The organism is Streptomyces sp. NPDC043726, from assembly GCF_056436565.1.
Genome location: NZ_JBWKCI010000004.1, coordinates 623169 through 640646, shown reverse-complemented (window position 1 = coordinate 640646; position 17478 = coordinate 623169). Strand labels below are relative to the sequence as shown.

22 protein-coding genes are annotated in these 17478 nt (G+C 70.6%); 6 read left to right on the top strand and 16 right to left on the bottom strand.

Features of this window, described 5'->3' with window-relative positions; all coding sequences use genetic code 11:
* Positions 1 to 88: 88 nt before the first annotated feature.
* On the bottom strand, positions 89 to 1162 hold the full coding sequence (locus AC068Z_RS15150; protein WP_478555177.1) for a C40 family peptidase: 1074 nt from the start codon (positions 1160 to 1162) through the stop codon (positions 89 to 91).
* A gap of 195 nt (positions 1163 to 1357) precedes the next feature.
* Complete coding sequence (locus AC068Z_RS15145; protein ID WP_478555175.1) at positions 1358 to 2152, bottom strand: class I SAM-dependent methyltransferase; 795 nt, start codon at positions 2150 to 2152, stop codon at positions 1358 to 1360.
* A 203-nt stretch (positions 2153 to 2355) separates the two neighbouring features.
* Between AC068Z_RS15145 and mshA the strand changes: the two genes are divergently transcribed.
* From mshA to AC068Z_RS15130, 3 genes are all read left to right on the top strand, one after another.
* On the top strand, positions 2356 to 3693 hold the full coding sequence (gene mshA / locus AC068Z_RS15140) for a D-inositol-3-phosphate glycosyltransferase (RefSeq protein ID WP_478555173.1): 1338 nt from the start codon (positions 2356 to 2358) through the stop codon (positions 3691 to 3693).
* Positions 3686 to 4171 (top strand): type III secretion system chaperone family protein, encoded by a 486-nt coding sequence (locus AC068Z_RS15135; protein WP_478555171.1) that lies wholly within the window; start codon positions 3686 to 3688, stop codon positions 4169 to 4171. The genes mshA and AC068Z_RS15135 overlap by 8 nt, the downstream gene beginning before the upstream one ends.
* A gap of 102 nt (positions 4172 to 4273) precedes the next feature.
* A complete protein-coding gene (locus AC068Z_RS15130; RefSeq protein ID WP_478555169.1) occupies positions 4274 to 5911 on the top strand; it encodes a glycosyl hydrolase family 28-related protein in 1638 nt (545 codons plus the stop codon).
* On the opposite strand, the gene AC068Z_RS15125 is transcribed toward AC068Z_RS15130, so the two are convergent.
* The gene (locus AC068Z_RS15125) at positions 5890 to 6684 is read right to left on the bottom strand and encodes a helix-turn-helix transcriptional regulator (protein WP_478555167.1); all 795 of its coding nucleotides are present in this window, start codon (positions 6682 to 6684) and stop codon (positions 5890 to 5892) included. The genes AC068Z_RS15130 and AC068Z_RS15125 overlap by 22 nt on opposite strands.
* Before the next feature lie 49 nt (positions 6685 to 6733).
* On the opposite strand from AC068Z_RS15125, the gene AC068Z_RS15120 reads away from it, so the two are divergent.
* A complete protein-coding gene (locus AC068Z_RS15120) occupies positions 6734 to 7174 on the top strand; it encodes a DUF2000 family protein (RefSeq protein WP_478555165.1) in 441 nt (146 codons plus the stop codon).
* A gap of 24 nt (positions 7175 to 7198) precedes the next feature.
* Here AC068Z_RS15120 and AC068Z_RS15115 read toward each other — a convergent pair whose 3' ends face one another.
* Entirely contained in the window at positions 7199 to 8461 is a 1263-nt protein-coding gene (locus AC068Z_RS15115; protein WP_478555163.1) for an MDR family MFS transporter, read from the bottom strand.
* Between the two features lie 149 nt (positions 8462 to 8610).
* On the opposite strand from AC068Z_RS15115, the gene AC068Z_RS15110 reads away from it, so the two are divergent.
* A complete protein-coding gene (locus AC068Z_RS15110; protein WP_478555161.1) occupies positions 8611 to 9372 on the top strand; it encodes a phosphoglyceromutase in 762 nt (253 codons plus the stop codon).
* A 102-nt stretch (positions 9373 to 9474) separates the two neighbouring features.
* Here the strand turns inward: AC068Z_RS15110 and AC068Z_RS15105 are convergent, their stop codons facing one another.
* From AC068Z_RS15105 to AC068Z_RS15050, 12 genes are all read right to left on the bottom strand, one after another.
* Positions 9475 to 9750, bottom strand: a complete 276-nt coding sequence (locus tag AC068Z_RS15105) for a ribosomal protein L7/L12 (RefSeq protein WP_478555159.1) — start codon at positions 9748 to 9750, stop codon at positions 9475 to 9477.
* 40 nt (positions 9751 to 9790) lie between these two features.
* Positions 9791 to 11035 carry a tyrosine-type recombinase/integrase gene (locus AC068Z_RS15100; protein ID WP_478555157.1) on the bottom strand — a complete coding sequence of 415 codons (1245 nt, stop codon included), beginning with the start codon at positions 11033 to 11035 and terminating at the stop codon, positions 9791 to 9793.
* Positions 11035 to 11274: a helix-turn-helix transcriptional regulator gene (locus AC068Z_RS15095; protein ID WP_478555156.1), complete on the bottom strand. Its 240-nt coding sequence runs from the start codon at positions 11272 to 11274 to the stop codon at positions 11035 to 11037. Before AC068Z_RS15095 ends, AC068Z_RS15100 begins: the two co-directional genes overlap by 1 nt.
* Complete coding sequence (locus AC068Z_RS15090; protein WP_478555387.1) at positions 11267 to 12583, bottom strand: replication initiator; 1317 nt, start codon at positions 12581 to 12583, stop codon at positions 11267 to 11269. The genes AC068Z_RS15095 and AC068Z_RS15090 overlap by 8 nt, the downstream gene beginning before the upstream one ends.
* A gap of 120 nt (positions 12584 to 12703) precedes the next feature.
* The gene (locus tag AC068Z_RS15085) at positions 12704 to 12949 is read right to left on the bottom strand and encodes a SpdD protein (protein ID WP_478555385.1); all 246 of its coding nucleotides are present in this window, start codon (positions 12947 to 12949) and stop codon (positions 12704 to 12706) included.
* A gap of 25 nt (positions 12950 to 12974) precedes the next feature.
* Complete coding sequence (locus tag AC068Z_RS15080; RefSeq protein WP_478555154.1) at positions 12975 to 13169, bottom strand: hypothetical protein; 195 nt, start codon at positions 13167 to 13169, stop codon at positions 12975 to 12977.
* A gap of 15 nt (positions 13170 to 13184) precedes the next feature.
* Positions 13185 to 13376: a mobile element transfer protein gene (locus AC068Z_RS15075; RefSeq protein ID WP_478555383.1), complete on the bottom strand. Its 192-nt coding sequence runs from the start codon at positions 13374 to 13376 to the stop codon at positions 13185 to 13187.
* Positions 13376 to 13561 (bottom strand): hypothetical protein, encoded by a 186-nt coding sequence (locus tag AC068Z_RS15070; RefSeq protein ID WP_478555153.1) that lies wholly within the window; start codon positions 13559 to 13561, stop codon positions 13376 to 13378. Before AC068Z_RS15070 ends, AC068Z_RS15075 begins: the two co-directional genes overlap by 1 nt.
* Before the next feature lie 3 nt (positions 13562 to 13564).
* Positions 13565 to 14218: a DUF2637 domain-containing protein gene (locus AC068Z_RS15065; RefSeq protein ID WP_478555151.1), complete on the bottom strand. Its 654-nt coding sequence runs from the start codon at positions 14216 to 14218 to the stop codon at positions 13565 to 13567.
* A gap of 88 nt (positions 14219 to 14306) precedes the next feature.
* Positions 14307 to 15620 carry an FtsK/SpoIIIE domain-containing protein gene (locus AC068Z_RS15060; protein ID WP_478555149.1) on the bottom strand — a complete coding sequence of 438 codons (1314 nt, stop codon included), beginning with the start codon at positions 15618 to 15620 and terminating at the stop codon, positions 14307 to 14309.
* Entirely contained in the window at positions 15620 to 15976 is a 357-nt protein-coding gene (locus AC068Z_RS15055) for an SCO3933 family regulatory protein (protein ID WP_389453822.1), read from the bottom strand. The genes AC068Z_RS15060 and AC068Z_RS15055 overlap by 1 nt, the downstream gene beginning before the upstream one ends.
* A 168-nt stretch (positions 15977 to 16144) precedes the next feature.
* Positions 16145 to 16933, bottom strand: a complete 789-nt coding sequence (locus AC068Z_RS15050; protein WP_389453825.1) for a GntR family transcriptional regulator — start codon at positions 16931 to 16933, stop codon at positions 16145 to 16147.
* Between the two features lie 107 nt (positions 16934 to 17040).
* Between AC068Z_RS15050 and AC068Z_RS15045 the strand changes: the two genes are divergently transcribed.
* A complete protein-coding gene (locus AC068Z_RS15045; protein WP_389453858.1) occupies positions 17041 to 17448 on the top strand; it encodes an NUDIX hydrolase in 408 nt (135 codons plus the stop codon).
* Positions 17449 to 17478: the final 30 nt, after the last annotated feature.

The following is a 17478-nucleotide window of genomic DNA, read 5'->3' as shown; positions in this document are numbered from 1 at the left end:
CACGTCCGCCCGGGGTTTGGGGGGCCGTTCGGCGTGGACTGCGTCACGTGGCCCCGGTCACCCGGGGCCGTTGGCCGTGACGCCGGTCTCAGGCGTCCGGCCGTACGACCGCCAGGATCGGCATGGAACCGGCCCCCGCGATGGTCACCGTCCGCCCGGGGCGCGGGGCGTGGACGATCGCGCCGTCGCCGACGTACATGGCGACATGGCTGGCGTCGTCGTTGTAGATGATGAGGTCGCCGGGACGCATGTCCTTGACGTCGACGCTTCTCAGCTGCTTCCACTGCTCCTGGGAGGTGCGCGGAATCGGCTGCCCGGCCGCCGCCCACGCCTGTGAGGTGAGTCCGGAGCAGTCGAAGGTGTCCGGTCCCTCGGCGCCCCATTCGTACGGCTTGCCCAACTGGGCGGTGACATAGGCCACGGCCTTCTTGCCCTGGGCGGTCGCCCTGCCGTCGATCTCGTCGAGTATCCCGGAGTCCAGCCAGGCCGTCTGCGCCTCGTGCGCGGCCTGGCGCTCCAGTTCGGCGAGGCGCTCCTTCTCCTCCGCCTCCAGCTCCGACTCCAGCTTCTCGGCGGCCGCGATCTGCTTCTTGATCTTCGCCTTGGCCTTGGCCTTCGCCTTGCGCCCCGCCTCCAGCTTCTTCCAGTGGGCGGAGGCGTCCTTGGCGTACTGCTCCAAGTCCTCCTGGGTGCGGGTCAGTTTGGCGAGCAGCCCCTTGGTGGCGCGCTCGCCCTGGATGACCCGGCCCGCGCCGTCGAGAAACTCCTGCGGGTCGTCGCTGAGCACCAGATGGGCCTCGTCGGGCAGTCCGCCGCTGCGGTACTGGGCGGCGGCAGCGGCGCCGGCGCGCTCCTTGAGGTCGTCCAGCTTCTTCTTGCCCTTGACGATCTTCTTGGCCAGCGCCACGATCTCGGCGGACTGCTCCTCGGCCTTCTCCTCGGCGGAGTTGTACGCGTCGGTGGCGACGGCCGCGTCGTGATAGAGCCGGTCCAGCTTCTTGCGTACGGCCTCAAGGTCCTTGTTGGTCACGGGAGTCGAGGTCGCGCTCGGGGTGGGTGTGGGGGTCGGACTCGCGAACGCGATGCCCGGCCCCGCCAGCAGGGTCACCGCGCAGACCACGGTGACGGCAGCGGTGATCAGGCCGCTCCTGGCCGTACCCATACCTCTTCCCCCAACCTGATTTACCGTCAGTAACTTACGGCCGTCCGGGGGATCGTGCCATGTCCGGCCGTAAAACGACAGAGGTCGCGCATTCTGCTGCTTCCCCCCTTTCGCGCCCCCGCATGACGATCTCCCCGCCTATGTGACGAACGACTCACGGAGATCGTTCCCCGCAGGTCAGTGCGGTAGCGGGGGTCAGCCGGCCGGGGCCAACGCTCCCCAGGCCACCGTCACTTCGCCCTGCCGCCAGCGCACCGGAGCGTCCGTCACGGGCCAGTCGGCCGTGAGGTCGCGCACCGCGCGGATCCAGCGCTGACGGGCGCCGTAGGAGGCGTAGGGCGCGGCGGCGGCCCAGGCGCGGTCGAAGTCCCGCAGGAAGGCGTGCACGGGTTCGCCGGGGACGTTGCGGTGGATGAGCGCCTTGGGCAGCCGCTCGGCGAGGTCCGAGGGGCGCTCCAGGGAGCCGAGCCGGGTCGCGAAGGTCACCGTGCGCGGCCCCTCGGGCCCCAGCGCGACCCACACGTGCCGCCGTCCGATCTCGTCACAGGTCCCTTCCACGAGCAGTCCGCGGGGCGCGAGCCGTGCGCACAGCCGCTCCCACACGGCGGCCACCTCGGCCTCGTCGTACTGCCGCAGCACGTTGGCGGCCCGGATCAGCATCGGCCGCTGGGGTACCGGGACCTCGAACCCGCCGTGCCGGAAGACGAGCCCCTCGCGCTCGTACGGCCGTGCCGCCTCGACCCGGGCCGGTTCGATCTCCACGCCCACGACGCGCGTGCGGGGCGCGACGGTACGCAGCCGCCCGAGCAGCTCCACGGCCGTCCAGGGGGCGGCCCCGTACCCAAGATCTACGGCCACGGCCTCCCCGGCCCGCCGCAGCTCACCCCCGTGCGTCGCGGCGATCCAGCGGTCCATACGGCGCAGCCGATTGGGATTGGTCGTCCCGCGCGTCACCGTCCCTACGGGGCGGGAGGCGGCGCGGGCTGTCATGTGTACGAGGGTATGCGGCCGGCCCCCTGTGCTCGGCCCTGCTCCTCGTACGCACCCCGGCCTCGAACGGTTGAGCGAGTGGGGGTAATGATTCGGCAAAGAAGCGGTCGTTGGAAATGGAGTGGGGGACTCCGGTGTTGCACCCCTCTGGAGGGCCCCGCACGTCCTCCCCCAGGCATGCCCGCAGCTAGGAGGAACGCCACGTGAGCCATTACGTCAGCAGGCTCGGGCGGCGGTCTCCGGCGGCCGCGCCGCGGCTGCGGCTGCACCGGCGCCCCCGCCGTGTCGCGATGCTCTCCGTGCACACCTCACCGCTCCACCAGCCCGGCACCGGCGACGCCGGCGGCATGAACGTCTACATCGTGGAGCTCGCGCAGCGCCTCGCCGCGATCAACATCGAGGTCGAGATCTTCACGCGGGCCACCACCGCCGCGGTCCCGCCCACCGTCGAGATGGCCCCGGGCGTCACCGTCCGCCATGTCGACGCCGGCCCCTACGAGGGCCTCGCCAAGGAGGAACTCCCCGCCCAGCTCTGCGCCTTCACCCACGGCGTGATGCAGGCCTGGGCCGGACACCGCCCCGGCTACTACGACCTCGTGCACTCGCACTACTGGCTCTCCGGTCACGTCGGCTGGCTCGCCGCCCAGCGCTGGGGCACCCCCCTGGTGCACGCCATGCACACCATGGCCAAGGTGAAGAACGCCAACCTCGCCGCGGGCGACACCCCGGAGCCCGCCGCCCGCGTCATCGGCGAGACCCAGATCGTCTCCGCCGCCGACCGCCTCATCGCCAACACGGCGGAGGAGTCCGACGAGCTCGTACGCCACTACAGCGCCGACCCCGCCAAGGTCGCCGTCGTCCACCCCGGCGTCAACCTGGAGCGCTTCTCGCCCGCCGACGGCCGCGCCGCCGCCCGGGCCCGCCTCGGCCTGCCCCAGGACGCCCTGATCCCGCTCTTCGCGGGCCGCATCCAGCCCCTGAAGGCGCCGGACGTCCTGCTCCGCGCGGTCGCCGTCCTCCTCGACGAACGCCCCGAGCTGCGCTCCCGCATCCTCGTCCCCGTGGTCGGCGGCCCCAGCGGCAGCGGCCTCGCCAAGCCCGAGGGCCTGCAGAAGCTGGCGGCCCGCCTGGGCATCGCCGACGTCGTACGGTTCCGCCCGCCCGTCGGCCAGGACCAGCTCGCGGACTGGTTCCGGGCCGCCTCGGTCCTCGTCATGCCGTCCTACAGCGAGTCCTTCGGCCTGGTCGCCATAGAGGCCCAGGCGGCGGGCACGCCGGTGCTCGCGGCGGCGGTCGGCGGGCTTCCGGTGGCCGTGCGCGACGGGCGGACCGGTTTCCTCGTACAAGGGCATCAACCGGCCGCCTACGCGCGCGTGCTGCGCGATTTCGCCGACAACCCGGAGCTGTCCCCGAGGATGGGCGCCGCCGCGGCCCGGCACGCCCTGTCCTTCGGCTGGGACACGGCGGCCGCCGCCACGGCGGACGTCTACCTGGCGGCGGCCCAGGCCCATCGCCGTCACGTACGCTCCCACCATGGGTGACGCGCAGCAGGCCGTAGAGGACTTCCTCCGGGACGCCGAACTGGAGTGGGAGAGTCCCGACTCCGGGACCTACGTCGTGAAGCTCCCCGGCACGCGCAAGCTGTCGACGACGGTCTCCCTCCGGCTCGGCCGCCACTCCCTCTCGCTGAACGCCTTCGTCATTCGCCACCCCGACGAGAACGAGTCCGGCGTCCACCGCTGGCTCCTGGAGCGCAATCTCAAGCTGTACGGCGTCAGTTACGCCGTCGACCAGCTCGGCGACGTCTACGTCACCGCCAAGCTCCCGCACTCCGCCGTCACCGCGGAGGAACTGGACCGCCTGCTCGGCCAGACCCTGGAGGCCGCCGACGGCGCCTTCAACACCCTGCTGGAGCTGGGCTTCGCGAGCGCCATCCGCAAGGAGTACGAGTGGCGCGTGGCCCGGGGTGAGTCGACCCGGAACCTGGACGCGTTCAAGCACCTGACCGAGCGCCCGTAGCTCGCGCACACCCCCTTCCCCGCCAAGGGGCGTCGTGGCATGCTCACGGCCAGCACATTCCTGAACGTCGTTCATATTCATGAATGCAAGGGGTGGTCGGTCATGAACCACGGGAACCTCAGCAGACGCGCACTCCTGATCGGCGCCACCGCGGTGACCGTCGGCGTGACGGCCGGCACGGCGAAAGCGGCCGAAGTGCCCTTGGCGTGGCGCGAGTTCGCCCGCAACCCCTTCGGCCACCCGCAGATCCCGTACATCGGCCGGGCGGGCTGCCGGACCAGGACCCGGGTGGGGCGCACGGTCGACGTCACCGCCCACGGCGCCGTCCCCGACGGCACGACGGACTGCGCCCCCGCGATCAACCGTGCCATCGCCGCCGCCGGAAGGGCCGGCGGTGGCACGGTGCTCATCCCGCCCGGCACCTTCCGCATCGACGACGTGATCCGCCTGGGCCACTCGAACGTCGTCCTGCGCGGCGCGGGCAGCGGCCGTACGACGCTGTACGCGACGAAGCACCTCACCGAGCTGATCGGCGTCTACGGCTCCCGCTACGGCGGCGACAAGTCCTCCTGGTCCTGGGCCGGAGGGCTTATCTGGATGGCGCCGCAGGCCCGTCTGGACTCCTTGACCGCCGCGATCCGCGCCAAGGCGTGGCCGTTCGAGGGCTGGACGGGCAACAAGCGCGACGAGTGGTCCACGCTGACGACGGTCGAGCCGGCCAGGCAGGGCGCGTGGACCGTCACGGTCGCCGACCCCGCACGGCTCCGCGCCGGCGCCCTCGTCCTCCTCCGCCTCGCCGACGACGCCGACCACACCCTGCTGGAGCACATGTGCGGCGGCGGCCCCGGCACCGAGACGTACACCTGGGACGACAAGACCAAGCTGACCTCGTACGTCCCCTACGAGTGGCCGGTGCGCGTCACGCGCGTACAGGGCCGCCGGATCACCCTCGAACGCCCCCTGCCGCTGGACGTCCGCCCCGAATGGGACCCGCGACTGACCACGCACGTGGCGGAGCTGACCGGCGCGGGCGTCGAAGGGCTCACCCTGGAGGCGCCGCATATCCCGCAGCAGCCGCACCTCCTCGACAGGGGCTTCAACGGCGTCACGCTGCAATGCGCGTACGACTGCTGGGTGGACGACGTGACCGTCCGGCACGTCGACAACGGCTTCGGGCTGGTCGCCGCCTCCGCCTGTACGTTGCGGCACACGCGCGTGGCCGGCCGCGGCTCGCACCACCCGTACTTCTGCCGCGAGGGCTCGCACGACAACCTCGTCGAGGACTTCACGATCGAACGGCGCACGGAACCCGCCCCGTCCGGAGCGCAGTTGCACGGCATCAACGTCGAGGGCCTGTCCTCGTACAACGTCTGGTCCCGCGGGCTCATGGAGATGGGCACCTTCGACAGCCACCGCGGACTGCCCTTCGCCAACGTCCGCACCGACATCACGGTCCACAACGACGGCCGCCACGGCGGCGACGCGAGCGCGGGCCCGCTCTTCGGCGCCCGCTTCACCCACTGGAACATCCGCGTCACCAACGGCCGCGCGGGCCTGATGAAGATCGACGGACTCGCCCCCTTCAGCGCGACGGTCGGCATCAACGAGGTCCGCGAGTTCGACCAGATCGACGTCCCCGACTTCACCGGCGACCTCAACAGCCGCCTGGAGCTGTACGGCACGACGGACGTCGTACGGCCGCGCAATCTGTACGACGCTCAGCGCGCGCTGGCCCGGTAGCGGCCCGGGGTCACCCCCACCAGGCGGCGGAAGTGCCGGGTGAGGTGGGCCTGGTCGTAGAAGCCGGTGTCGAGGGCCGCCTCGGCGGGACGGGCGCCGGTGAGCAGCAGACCGCGGGCGCGCTCGACGCGGCGGGACGTGAGGTACTGGTGCGGGGCGATGCCGTACGCGCCGCTGAACGCCCGTACGAGATGCGCGGGATGGGCGTCGAGGAGCCGCGCGGCCTCCTCCAGCGCGACGCCCTCCACCACCCGCGCGTCCAGCAGCTCGCGCAGCCGGCGGGCGAGGGCGGGGTCGGTGCGGGCGCCGCTCTCCGGGCGCGCCCGCAAGTGCTCCCGCAGCCGTTCCTGGAGAAGGGTCAGGCGGCTCGCGGCCTCCAGTTCCTCGCCGGGGCGGCCGAGGGCGGTGTGCAGCTGTCCGACGCGGCGCCGGAGCAGAGGATCGCGCAGGTCGGGGGTGTCGACGGCGGCTCCGATGAGGTCGTCGGGGAGCCGGGTGGAGTCCAGGTAGAGGACGCGCTTGCGGAAGCCGTGCGGGGTGGCGGGGGCGCCGTTGTGCGGGATGTGCGGCGGCAGCAGGGTCACGGTGTCCAGCGGGGTGCCGTGCTCGTGCCGGTCGAGGTCGTAGCGGACGGCGCCGTCGTCGACGATGAGCAGGGTCCAGGCCTCGTGGACGTGCATCGGGTAGGCGTACTCGGTGAAGTGCGCGTGGAAGACCTCGACGACCCCCGGGACCCGGGGGCGCCAGGCGGTCACCTCACGCTGAGCGGCCATGCAAAGAACGTACAAGACCGGGTCGTACGGCGGTCGGCAGTCTCAGGGCATGAACGCTGAACCCATGCACGCCGAACCCATCCGCTTCGACACGAAGATCGCCGTGCTCCTGCGGGACGACCTGGAGCCGTGGCAGCGGCTGAACGTGACCGCGTTCCTGGTCAGCGGCCTCGGCACGCAGGTTCCCGAGGTGGTCGGGGAGCCCTACGAGGACGCCGACGGGGTGGCGTATCTGCCGATGTTCCGTCAGCCGGTGCTGGTCTTCGAGGGCTCCAAGGAGACGCTGAAGGCGGCGCACGCGCGCGTGCTGTCCCGTGCGCTGCCCCGCGCCCTCTTCACCGGTGACCTGTTCACCACCGGCAACGACCGGGACAACCGGGCCGCCGTAAGGGCCGTGTCCACGGGGGACCTGGACCTGGTGGGGATCGCGGTGTACGGGCCGCGGAACGCGGTGGACAAGGTGGTGAAGGGGGCGCGGATGCATCCCTGAGACGGCCAGGGGGCTCTGGGGCCGTCAGGGGGTGGCGGCGGTCTCAGGGCGGGCCGGAGCCGGAACCTCCGCGATGGTGGTCTGGTCGTCGGTCGGCAGGCTGCGCATGAGCGCCGCGTAACCCGCCCCCGCCACCGTCCCGATCACCGCGCACAGCGCCCACAGCCACTCCGCGCCCCACCGGTCGATGACGAAGCCGGACAGCAGCGGCGCGACGAGGGAGGCGACGGCCCAGGACATCGTGTACATGCCCTGGTACCGGCCGCGGCCGTGGGTGGGGGAGAGGCGGACGACGAGGCTGGTCTGGGTCGGGGCGTTGACGATCTCCGCGAGGGTCCAGACGCAGACGGTGAGGGCGAACACGCCGACGGATCCCGCGAAGGCGGTGAGGGCGAAGCCGTAGCCCGCGAGGACGGACGAGATCACCAGCAGCCGGCCGGGGTCCCGGTGCTCGATGAACCGGGTGACCGGGATCTGCAGGACGACGATGAGGACGCCGTTGACGGCGATCGCCAGGCCGTAGTCGGCCGGGGTGAAGCCCGCCTCGCCCATGGCCACGGGGAGTCCCACCATGCCCTGCTGGAAGATCAGCGCGACGAGGAAGGAAAGCCCGACGACGCCCATGAAGCGACCGTCGCGCAGGACGGTCCCGAGGCCGACGTCCTCGGCCTCCTTGACCGTGGCGTCGCGTTCGGGCCGGGACTCGGGGAGCTTCAGGAAGATGACGATCGCGCAGGCCAGCGTCATGGCGGCCTCGATCAGGAAGCCGGCGAGGTAGCTGTGCTCGGCGATGAAACCGGCGGCCATGGAGGAGATGGCGAAGCCGAGGTTGATGGCCCAGTAGTTGAGCGAGAAGGCGCGGACGCGGTCCTCGGGCCGGACGATGTCGGCCATCATCGCCTGGACCGCCGGGCGGGAGGCGTTGGAGGCCATGCCGACGAGGAAGGCGACGCCCGCGATGGCCACCGGGTGGTGCACGAATCCGAGGGCGGCGACGGACAGGGCGGTGCCGACCTGCGAGATCAGCAGCGTGGGCCGCCGTCCGAGCCGGTCGGTCATGACGCCGGAGCCGAGGGCGGAGAGGACGCCGCCGAGCCCGTGGAGCGCGGCGACGAGACCGGCGTAGGAGGCGGAGTAACCGCGGTCCAGCGTGAGGTACAGGGCCATGAAGGTGGCGACGAAGCCGCCGAGCCGGTTGACGAGGGTGCTCGTCCACAGCCACCAGAACTCTCGGGGGAGCCCGGAGACGGACTCGCGGGCGGCACGTCTCAGGGTGGCGACGGACATCGGAATCCCCCGGATGTAAGTGGCGAAGAAGGCACGCACAACTTACAAACCCGCCCCGCTCGGAGGCCACTCGATTAACAGATCCCGTCAACCGTCCGCCTACCGGTCGGGGGCGCAAGCGATCAGACGGTTCGATTACGCTCCTTCTCATGGCCGACGCACCGTACAAGCTGATCCTCCTCCGCCACGGCGAGAGCGAATGGAACGCGAAGAACCTGTTCACCGGCTGGGTGGACGTCAATCTCAACGAGAAGGGCGAGAAGGAGGCGGTCCGCGGTGGCGAGCTCCTGAAGGACGCCGACCTCCTGCCCGACGTGGTCCACACGTCGCTCCAGAAGCGCGCGATCCGCACGGCCCAGCTGGCGCTGGAGTCGGCCGACCGCCACTGGATCCCGGTCCACCGCTCCTGGCGTCTGAACGAGCGCCACTACGGCGCCCTCCAGGGCAAGGACAAGGCCCAGACCCTGGCCGAGTTCGGCGAGGAGCAGTTCATGCTCTGGCGCCGCTCCTACGACACCCCGCCGCCGCCGCTCGAGGACGGCACGGAGTTCTCCCAGTCGGACGACCCGCGCTACGCCACGATCCCCCCGGAGCTCCGCCCGAAGACGGAGTGCCTGAAGGACGTCGTCGTCCGGATGCTCCCCTACTGGTACGACGGCATCGTCCCCGACCTCCTGGCCGGCCGCACGGTCCTGGTCGCGGCCCACGGCAACAGCCTCCGCGCCCTGGTCAAGCACCTCGACGGCATCTCCGACGCCGACATCGCGGGCCTGAACATCCCGACGGGCATCCCCCTGTTCTACGAACTCGACGCCGACTTCAACCCGGTGACCCCCGGCGGCAAGTACCTCGACCCCGAGGCGGCAGCGGCGGCCATCGAGGCGGTCAAGAACCAGGGCAAGAAGAAGTAAGCAAGCGCGTATAAGCCCCCTACCTGCGGGTTCTCCGCTGGTAGGGGGCTGTTTGCTGGGCCTGGGCCGTCTCTGGGCCGTAAGCCCGTTGCTGAGCCGTGCTCAGTGCTTAGAGAAGTATGGCTCCTGCTGCTCTCTCGTCTCTGCCTGGGCTCCCGCATCGCGGAGGGCTGAGACGGCTGCCACCGCGTCCTCCTCCGGCACGCAGGTAAGGACGACGGCGGGAACCTGTGTCGCCAGGATCTTGCTGCGCCAGAGACTCAGCCCCGTCAGCCGACGCACGACCTGGACGACGTCCATCACGCGGACACCTGGGTCGGTGAGCACCACGTCATGAGGCACGTCGTCGCACACCAGCAAGAAGTACTCGTCCGCCATCGCTCTCCCCACCCCTCTCCGATTCGGAGGGTACGAGCCCTCAGTCGCCATGTCGCATCGTTTTGGTGGCGTCGAAGACGGTGGCTACCGCCTTGCGTGTGCGCTCCTGGCTGGATGGCATGAGGTGCGCGTACACGCGGAGTGTCAGGCCCGGGTCCGAGTGGCCGAGGTACTCGGCGAGGGCCTTGACGTTCTCTCCAGCATCCAGGAGCACCGAGGCGTAGAAGTGACGGAGGGCGTGCATCCCGTTCTCGCGGGACTCGGCGTACGGCTCGCCCCGCTGCCGCTCAGGGATCACACCGGCTGACGCGAGCGCCCGCTTCCACACCTCCTCGTTGAGGGAGGTACGCCAGACGTGCCCACCACGAGGCCCGGTGAAGATCAGCCGCTTGGTCACCGGAGGCCCGTCCGCCACCTTCCACGGCAAGGTGATCTCGACCGGCGGGAACCTCTTCATGTGCAGCCTGAGAGCATCGGCGACCGGGCCAGGCAGCGGGACGTCCCGCAGCTTCCCACCCTTGGGCGGAGCGAACACGGCCTTGCTCCGGCTCAGCTTGAGCTGCTGGACCACATGGAGCGTCTCCGACTCGAAGTCGATCGCGTCGACGGCCACCCCAAGGATCTCGCCTTGCCGCAAGCCACAGCCAGCGCCCAGATCGACCATGGCCCGGAACCGTTCAGGCATGCCGGCCTGGACGGCGAAGACGCGTTCCGCCGTCCAGGGGGCGACACGCTTGTTGTCCACGGTCGGCGGCCGAACGGAGCGCGCGGCGCACGGGTTCCGGGGAAGGTGCCCGTCATCCACGGCCGCACTCAGTGCCGCGCGCACATTGGAGTAGATCGTCCGGGCGTACGAGCCACGCACACCGTTCTCCTGGAGCTTCCGCACCCAGTCACGGATGTGCGCAGGCTGGAAAGACCCGAGAGGGCGCGTGCCCAGGTACGGGAAGGCGTGCAGTCGGAGCTGTGACTCCATCGACGCCTGAGTGTTCGGGTCTGGCGCGTTAGTGACCCACTCCTCCGCGTACTGCTGGAAGGTGATTCTGGCCGCGCGCGGGTCGATGTACTGCCCCCGAGCCATGTCCGCCTCGGTATGAGCCAGCCACTGTTCAGCGAGCCGCTTCTGCCGATCCGGGAAGCTCTTCGACTTCTCGGTTCCATCGGGCCCCACGTAGCGGGCCCGGTAGCGCATGCCCGAGCCGTAGCGCTCGGCCTTCACCTTGCGCGTCTTGCCGTCCGTCCCGATCTCTGTCCTGTACCAGCGGTCTTGGATATGTCCGGCCATCAGGCAGCCGCTCCCTCACGCTGGGAGTTCACCCAGGCCAGCACGTCGGCCGGGTCGAAGCGGAGATGCCGGCCGACGCGGAAGCCACGAGGGCCGGTCCGCTTGCGTCGCCACTGGTAGACCGTCTCGACGCTGGGCAGCTCGAACATCTCGACCAGGTCCTCAGGGGTGAGGTAGCGCGAGGGCAGTGGACGAGGTTCTGTGGCTGCGTCGGTAAGGGAAAGCCGTCGCCTACCCACGGGCGGGTTCTCCTTCTGTTCCGGGGGCGGGTTGAAGGGATGCAGCAAGCCAGGCTTCGGCGGAGGAGAGGCCGGTTCCGGCGAAGGCCCAGTGGGCGAGGACGTACGTCGTCTCGGGGGTGGGTCCGTTGGTGACCGCCTGCATTCGCCGCCATTCGGCGCGGGCGTGACGGAGGGCGCCGAGGGTGGTGGAGTAGCGGCGGGACTTGGTGGAGAAGTGGCCGCGGAAGCCGAGCATGTGGGCCCAGGCGCGGAGGCGGAGGTGCTCCAGGCTCTTGCGGCCGCCGAGGGTCCAGGCGGTTCGGATCAGGCGGCGGGCATGGTCGCTGATGTCGAGCTGGGCGAGTTCGGCGGCGAACTTCAGCGGCCGGTCGAGAGCTCCCGTCGCCGTCTCCGCACCCTTGGTCGCGTACTTGGCGATGTACGCCGCCACGGCCCGCTCGGTCAGCTCCTGGCCGCCGTTGAAGTCGGCGGATCGGATGGTGCGTACGTCGAGTTGGCGGCCGAAGGTGAAGGTGTGGGTGCGGTCGTCGATGACCGGGCCGTCGACGCGGACCTTGGCGGTGGCGGTGCGGATGGCGTCGGTGAGCAGCTCGGCCGTGGCCCAGGGCGGGGGCGGGGTGTCGCCGCCTCCGGGGCCGTCGAGGCGTATGACCGCGTGAAAGTGGACGGCGCCGCGCTTCTGATACTCGGCGACCTTGGCGAAGGAGACGCGGGCGTACTGGCGGAAGGCCCGCTGTGTGAGTCCGGCTCGCTTGGCGACCTCCCGGCGGAGATAGGTGGAGAAGCGCCGCCAAAGCTGCCCGGCGTGGGCGTTCCAGAGGACGGCCGCTTCGTAGTCGTACGTGTCCGTGTCGAGTGGGGTGCCGAGGGCGTCGTCGTCCTCGTTGTGGTGGGTGCCGCAGCGGCAGGGGCGGCCGTCGGTGCGGCGGTTATGGACGGGGCCGAAGCCGGGGGCGGTGAAGGTGGCGAAGACGCGGGGGTGGGCGGCGACGTGTTCCGGGGTGCCCTTGCCGCCGCGTAGTCCGGCGGTGATCAGGTGGAAGGTGTCGCGGCGGTAGACCTCGGAGCAGGCAGGGCAGCGAGTTGTGCGGCGGTTGTTGCAGCGGACGAGGAGTTGGCCGGCGGGGAGGGCGTTCGAGTCGAGGTGGTGGAGGACTCGGCCGATCTCTCCCGTTGTGGTGTCGACGTCGTATTCGGCGCGGTGGCCGTCGAGGCGGATGGGCTGCGTGCAGCCGCCGAGGCCGGAGAGTTGGCGGACGATACCCGGCAGTGCTCCGTCCGAGGCCAGGTTCGTGAGTTCCGGCAGTGGGGGCGGGTTGGTGCGGGCGAAGATGACGTTCTCCTTCTGGCTGTTCGGTCAGGGCGGGCAGGCCCCGGGGCGGCGGACGCTTGGTGGTGTTGCGCCGCCCCGGAGGCCAGGGGTCGTTCAACGGCGGTGTTGTTCGCGGAGCAGGGAGCGCAGGACCACTGCGGCGATGGCCACGGAGATGGCGGAGATGGCGACGGCCGCCAGGAGCGCGGTGAGGACGACTCCGCCGACGAGGACGGCCGCTACGGCTCCGGCGCTGATCGAGACCGGCGGGAGCGAGCGTCGTACGGGCGTCGGCTCGGCCGGGGCGTGGGTGTGCGCGGGCGGCGGGGTCGGGCTGTCGGGGTACTTGGGCAGGAACACGGCGAGCTTCTCCTCATCTACTCGTCTAGGCATGTGAGCCGTTTATGACGGTCACGCCGGAGCGCGTGCCGGACTCGATGGCGGGGGCGAGGAAGGTGCGCGAGAGCCAGAAGCCGAACAGGGTGATCAGGACGACGATCCAGACGCGGACGCCGAGGAACTTGACCGCACCCCAGGCGAAGAAGCCGAGGACGACGACGAGCGGCAGGCTGACGGTCACGGTGTGGGGGCCCTTTCAGCGGACGGGGCAGCGGTGGGTTCGGGCGGCCAGTTCGGCTGCGGCGCGGCTGTCGTAGTCGGTGGAGAAGCCGCAGCGCGGGGCGGTGCAGGCGGCGGTGTGCTTCTCGCGGCCGCGGCCGTCGTAGTACGTGCCGACCTGGACGGGGCCGATACGGGTGACGTTGCGGAATCGGCGGTTGGGCATGATCAGTCCTCCTGACGGAGGCTGGGGCCGGGGAATTCGCGCAGAATGCGGGCAGCTCCGGCGGCGTCCGGTACGCGGTCGGCGGCCTCTTCAGCGAGGAGCCGGGCCAGCGCCGTACGACCGCTGACAGCCATCTCACGGGCAGCTTCGAGGTAGTCGGCGGCGGTGTTGAAGCGGGAGAGGGGCATGGATCAGCTCCCGGTCGCGGTGAGTTGGGTGGCGATGGCTTCGGCCATCGGCGCGGGGACGCCGAGGCGTGCGCGGAGTGTCGGGGTGTCGATGGGTGATCCGGTGCGGGTGTGGTGTTCGGCAGCGACCTTGCGGGCGTGGTCGACGAGCGCGGCCGGGACGGGCACGGCGGGGCGCTCGGGCGGCGGCTCGATGGCCGGTTGGGTGGGTGCCATGTCGGGGGCAGAGGGTTCGTGGGCGTCCTCCTGGTCCACGGGCTCGTCGGTGCTCTCGGCGTCCTGATGGGCCGTGGCCGGGGTGGAGTGGGCGAGGAGCGTGCCACCGAGGAAGGCGACGGCGGGCCAGCCCGCGACGAGGATGCGGAGCCAGGCCGGCACGTCGTCCAGGTCGAGGAGTCCGGCGGTGGCCACGTTCGCGCCCAGGGAGGCGGCGAGGGCGATGAGGAACCAGCACCACCCAGCCGCCTTCGCCTGGCCGGACCGCAGCCGACGCCACGCGGCGACCAGCAGCAGGTCAACGCTGATCGGGTAGGCCCACGCTTTCCACCCGTCCTGTCCGGCCGCCGAGGCGATGTCGTGGAGGTGGGCGAAGGACAGGGCAGCGGCGATGACCGCTTGGACGAGCACCGCGTCGATACGGGCCAGTTGGGCGCGCATGCAGCGGCTCCTTCCGGATTCAGGCATGGGAGGGGTAGGGCGTTGGCGTGAGGCGGTCACGCCGACCGGGCTGAGGAGGGTCAGACGGTCACGGCTGGAAGGGCTTCAGCGCGGGGAGGTCGGGCACCATGTGCGCCGCGTTCCGGCAGGTGTTTGTGGCGTCGCTGAGCGAGAGGTACGGCGTGCGGATGCGGGACCAGCCGCCGGAGGTGTCACCGGCGACGGCCAGGCCGGGCCGTTCGGGAGCGATGGCGCAAGCGGCGGAGACGGCTTCGGGGGCGATGTCGCCGAGTGCCATCTTCGCGGAGGCTTCGTCGTTGACGCGGTGGCAGACGCGGCCGGTCAGCTGGGCCCGGAGCATGGTCGCGCCCTTGCCCAGTTCGGCGCCGAAGCGCTGCCCGCACACCTCCAGGTAGATGCCGGCTGCGCGGCCGAGCTGGGCGAGGCGGATGAGCTGGGTGACCATCTCGTCGCGGCGTTCCTCGTCCTTTCTCGTGGCGACGAGGAAGAGTTCGGCGACCTCGTCGACGAACAGAACGATGGGGGTGGGGCGTTCGTGCTCGGGCAGGCCCCAGATGTCGGAGGTGATCTCCTCGTCCGGGACGTTCGGGGCGATGCCCTGCCGGGCCTTGATCAGGTCGTATCGGTCCTCCATTTCCTTGACGAGCACCGGCAGCAACTCGGCCGCCTCATCCGGGTCGGTAGCGAGCGCGGAGAGTCGGGGCGCGAACGGCGCCAGCTCCACACCCCGCTTGCAGTCGATGCCGACCAGAGCGACGAGCTGCGGTGCTAGCCCGGCGATCAGGTGGCGCAGGTACATGGACTTCCCGGACAGCGTTGCGCCGAGGGTGAGTTGGTGCGGGACGGTGCGGTAGTCGCGTACGAAGGGGGTGGCGTCCTCTCGTAGGGCGACAGGCATCTTCAGCGAGCCGCCGGGGAGCTTGCGAGGCATTCGAACCTGCCGCAGGACGTCGTAGCCGACGAGCCGCAGCTCGACGACACCCGGCTTCACGGTGCTGACGTACACCGCGTGAACGCCCCAGGCGTGCCGCAGCCGTTCGGCCGAGGCGGCGACGTCTGCGGGTTCCTGTCCGGGCGCCAGGCGGAGCCGGAGCCGTAAGCCGGTCGAGGTGGGACGGATGACGCCCCGGCGGGGCGGGACCGGCCGAACCTCTCGGCGGGTGGTGGCCTTGACGGCGAGCGCCCGCAGCCGGGAGGGAGCCACGGTCAGCCCGCACGCCTCCATGACCGAGCTGTACGAGCCGAGCAGCCGGGCGGTGGATACCGGCAAGCCGACCGTGGACCAGTACGCCGCCGGGTGCTTGGCCCGGGCGTAGGCAGCCCCGCCGCCAAGTGCGGCGACAGGACCACCCACCTCCAGAAGCGTCGCTATGTCGGCCATCAGGCAGCGGCTCCAGCGGAGGCCGGGAAGGCGGCCGGGGTGACGGCGGCAGCTCGGTAGGCGATGCCGTGCCGCTGCTGCCCGTTGAACACGGACTCCCACGGCCGGGCCACCAGCCCCGGCAGCGAGACCGGCGCACCGAGCGCCAGCCCTTCGGAGACACCGCCCTCCGGAACGGTGACCTTGATGAGCGAGGACTCGCCGTCCTCGATGTAGACGACGCCGATCGTCATCAGCGCCTCACCGCTGACGGCGTCCTTCGCGATCTCGCCGGTCTGCCGGTCGCGGACCTTGGGCTCGGGAGCCTCGGTCAGCAGGATCGTGGCAGCGGCGGTCTCAACGCGGATGGTGCGCAAGGGACTTCCCCTATCTACTCGTCTATACATGTAGCGACCTGCGAACCCGATCTCCGGGTTCGCGTGGATCACTCTGCCACTCAACTTGCCCACTCGTCTATACGAGTATGCCTGTTGAGGTGTACGAGTCCGAGAACCGACCCCGCGCACCATCGCAAACCATGACGATCAGGTCGCCGGAAGCTGGTACGACAGCACGTATGCGTCAGCCGCCATCACGGTGTCGCAGACCTCCACGGCTCGCCCCTCGGTGTCGAAGGCGGTCCGGATCAGGTGAATGACCGGCACCCCGGCGGCCAGCCGGAGCGTCTTCACCTCGGCGGGCGAGGGCATCCGGGCCCGGATCTCCTCCTCGAAGTGGTCGAGGCGGTGGCCCAGCTCTTCGAGGCGGGCGTAGATGCCGCCGGGACCAGGGTTCGGCTCGGCGATCTGCGTACCGCGGGCGATGTCGAGGGGTAGGTAAGAGGTAGCGAACTCGACCGGCCGCCCATCGAGGAGGTAGCGGCGACGCCGGGCCAGCACACGCCGTACGGAGCCCAGCCGGGTCGAGATGTCCTGACTGGCCTTCTCTTCCTTGACCTCAAGGCTGTCGACCTGAGGGTGACTGCCGGCCGCGTCGGCCTCGACGATGAAGGCCGACTTGCCCTGCTCGCGATGCCGCCGGGCGAATCGGTCGGAGGCGAGCCGCCGCACTGGCGGTCGGGGCCGGACGAAGACGCCCTTCCCGTGCTCGGCGTGCACCAGGCCCTCGCCCTGGAGGATGGAGAAGGAATTGCGGACCGTCATCCGGGATACCCCGTAGTGGTCCACCAGCTCGGCCTCGGAGGGCAGCTTTTCGCCCTCCCGGAATCGCCCACGGTCGATCGCCTCCCGCAGTTGGTCGGCGATCTGCCGGAAGACCGCACGATCGCTCGTGGGGTCGAGATCACCTAGGAGGCCCGAAGAAAGAGGGCTCACGTGTACTCCTTTAGGTATCTAGACGAGTGGGCGAGTGTTGTTGCTACGGTGGAGAGCCTAGCCATCCGAGAGGGCCGAGGAACGTGAGCACTGAACGCCCGCACTCCGTGAGCGTGGCCGGAGTCGTCGTCGACGACCAGGGCCGGGCCCTCCTCATCCAGCGCCGCGACAACGGCAAGTGGGAACCCCCGGGCGGCGTCCTCGAACGCGAGGAAACCATCCCCGAGGCCCTGCAACGCGAAGTCCTCGAAGAAACCGGCATCAAGATCGCCCTCCCGGCGACCCTCACCGGCGTCTACAAGAACATGACGGGCCTGATCGTCTCCCTGGTCTTCCGCTGCGAAGCCGCCGACGGCACGCCCACCACCGGCGACGAGACCCGCGCACTGCGCTGGGCCACCCGCGAGGAAGTCGCCGAGCTGGCCGATGAGGCGTACGCGATCCGCGTCCTGGACGCACTCGACGCAACGTCCCCGCCGGCCATCCGCGCCCATGACGGCGTGAAACTCGTCTAGCCCGAACCCGCTGCACATGGCGGCCTACCA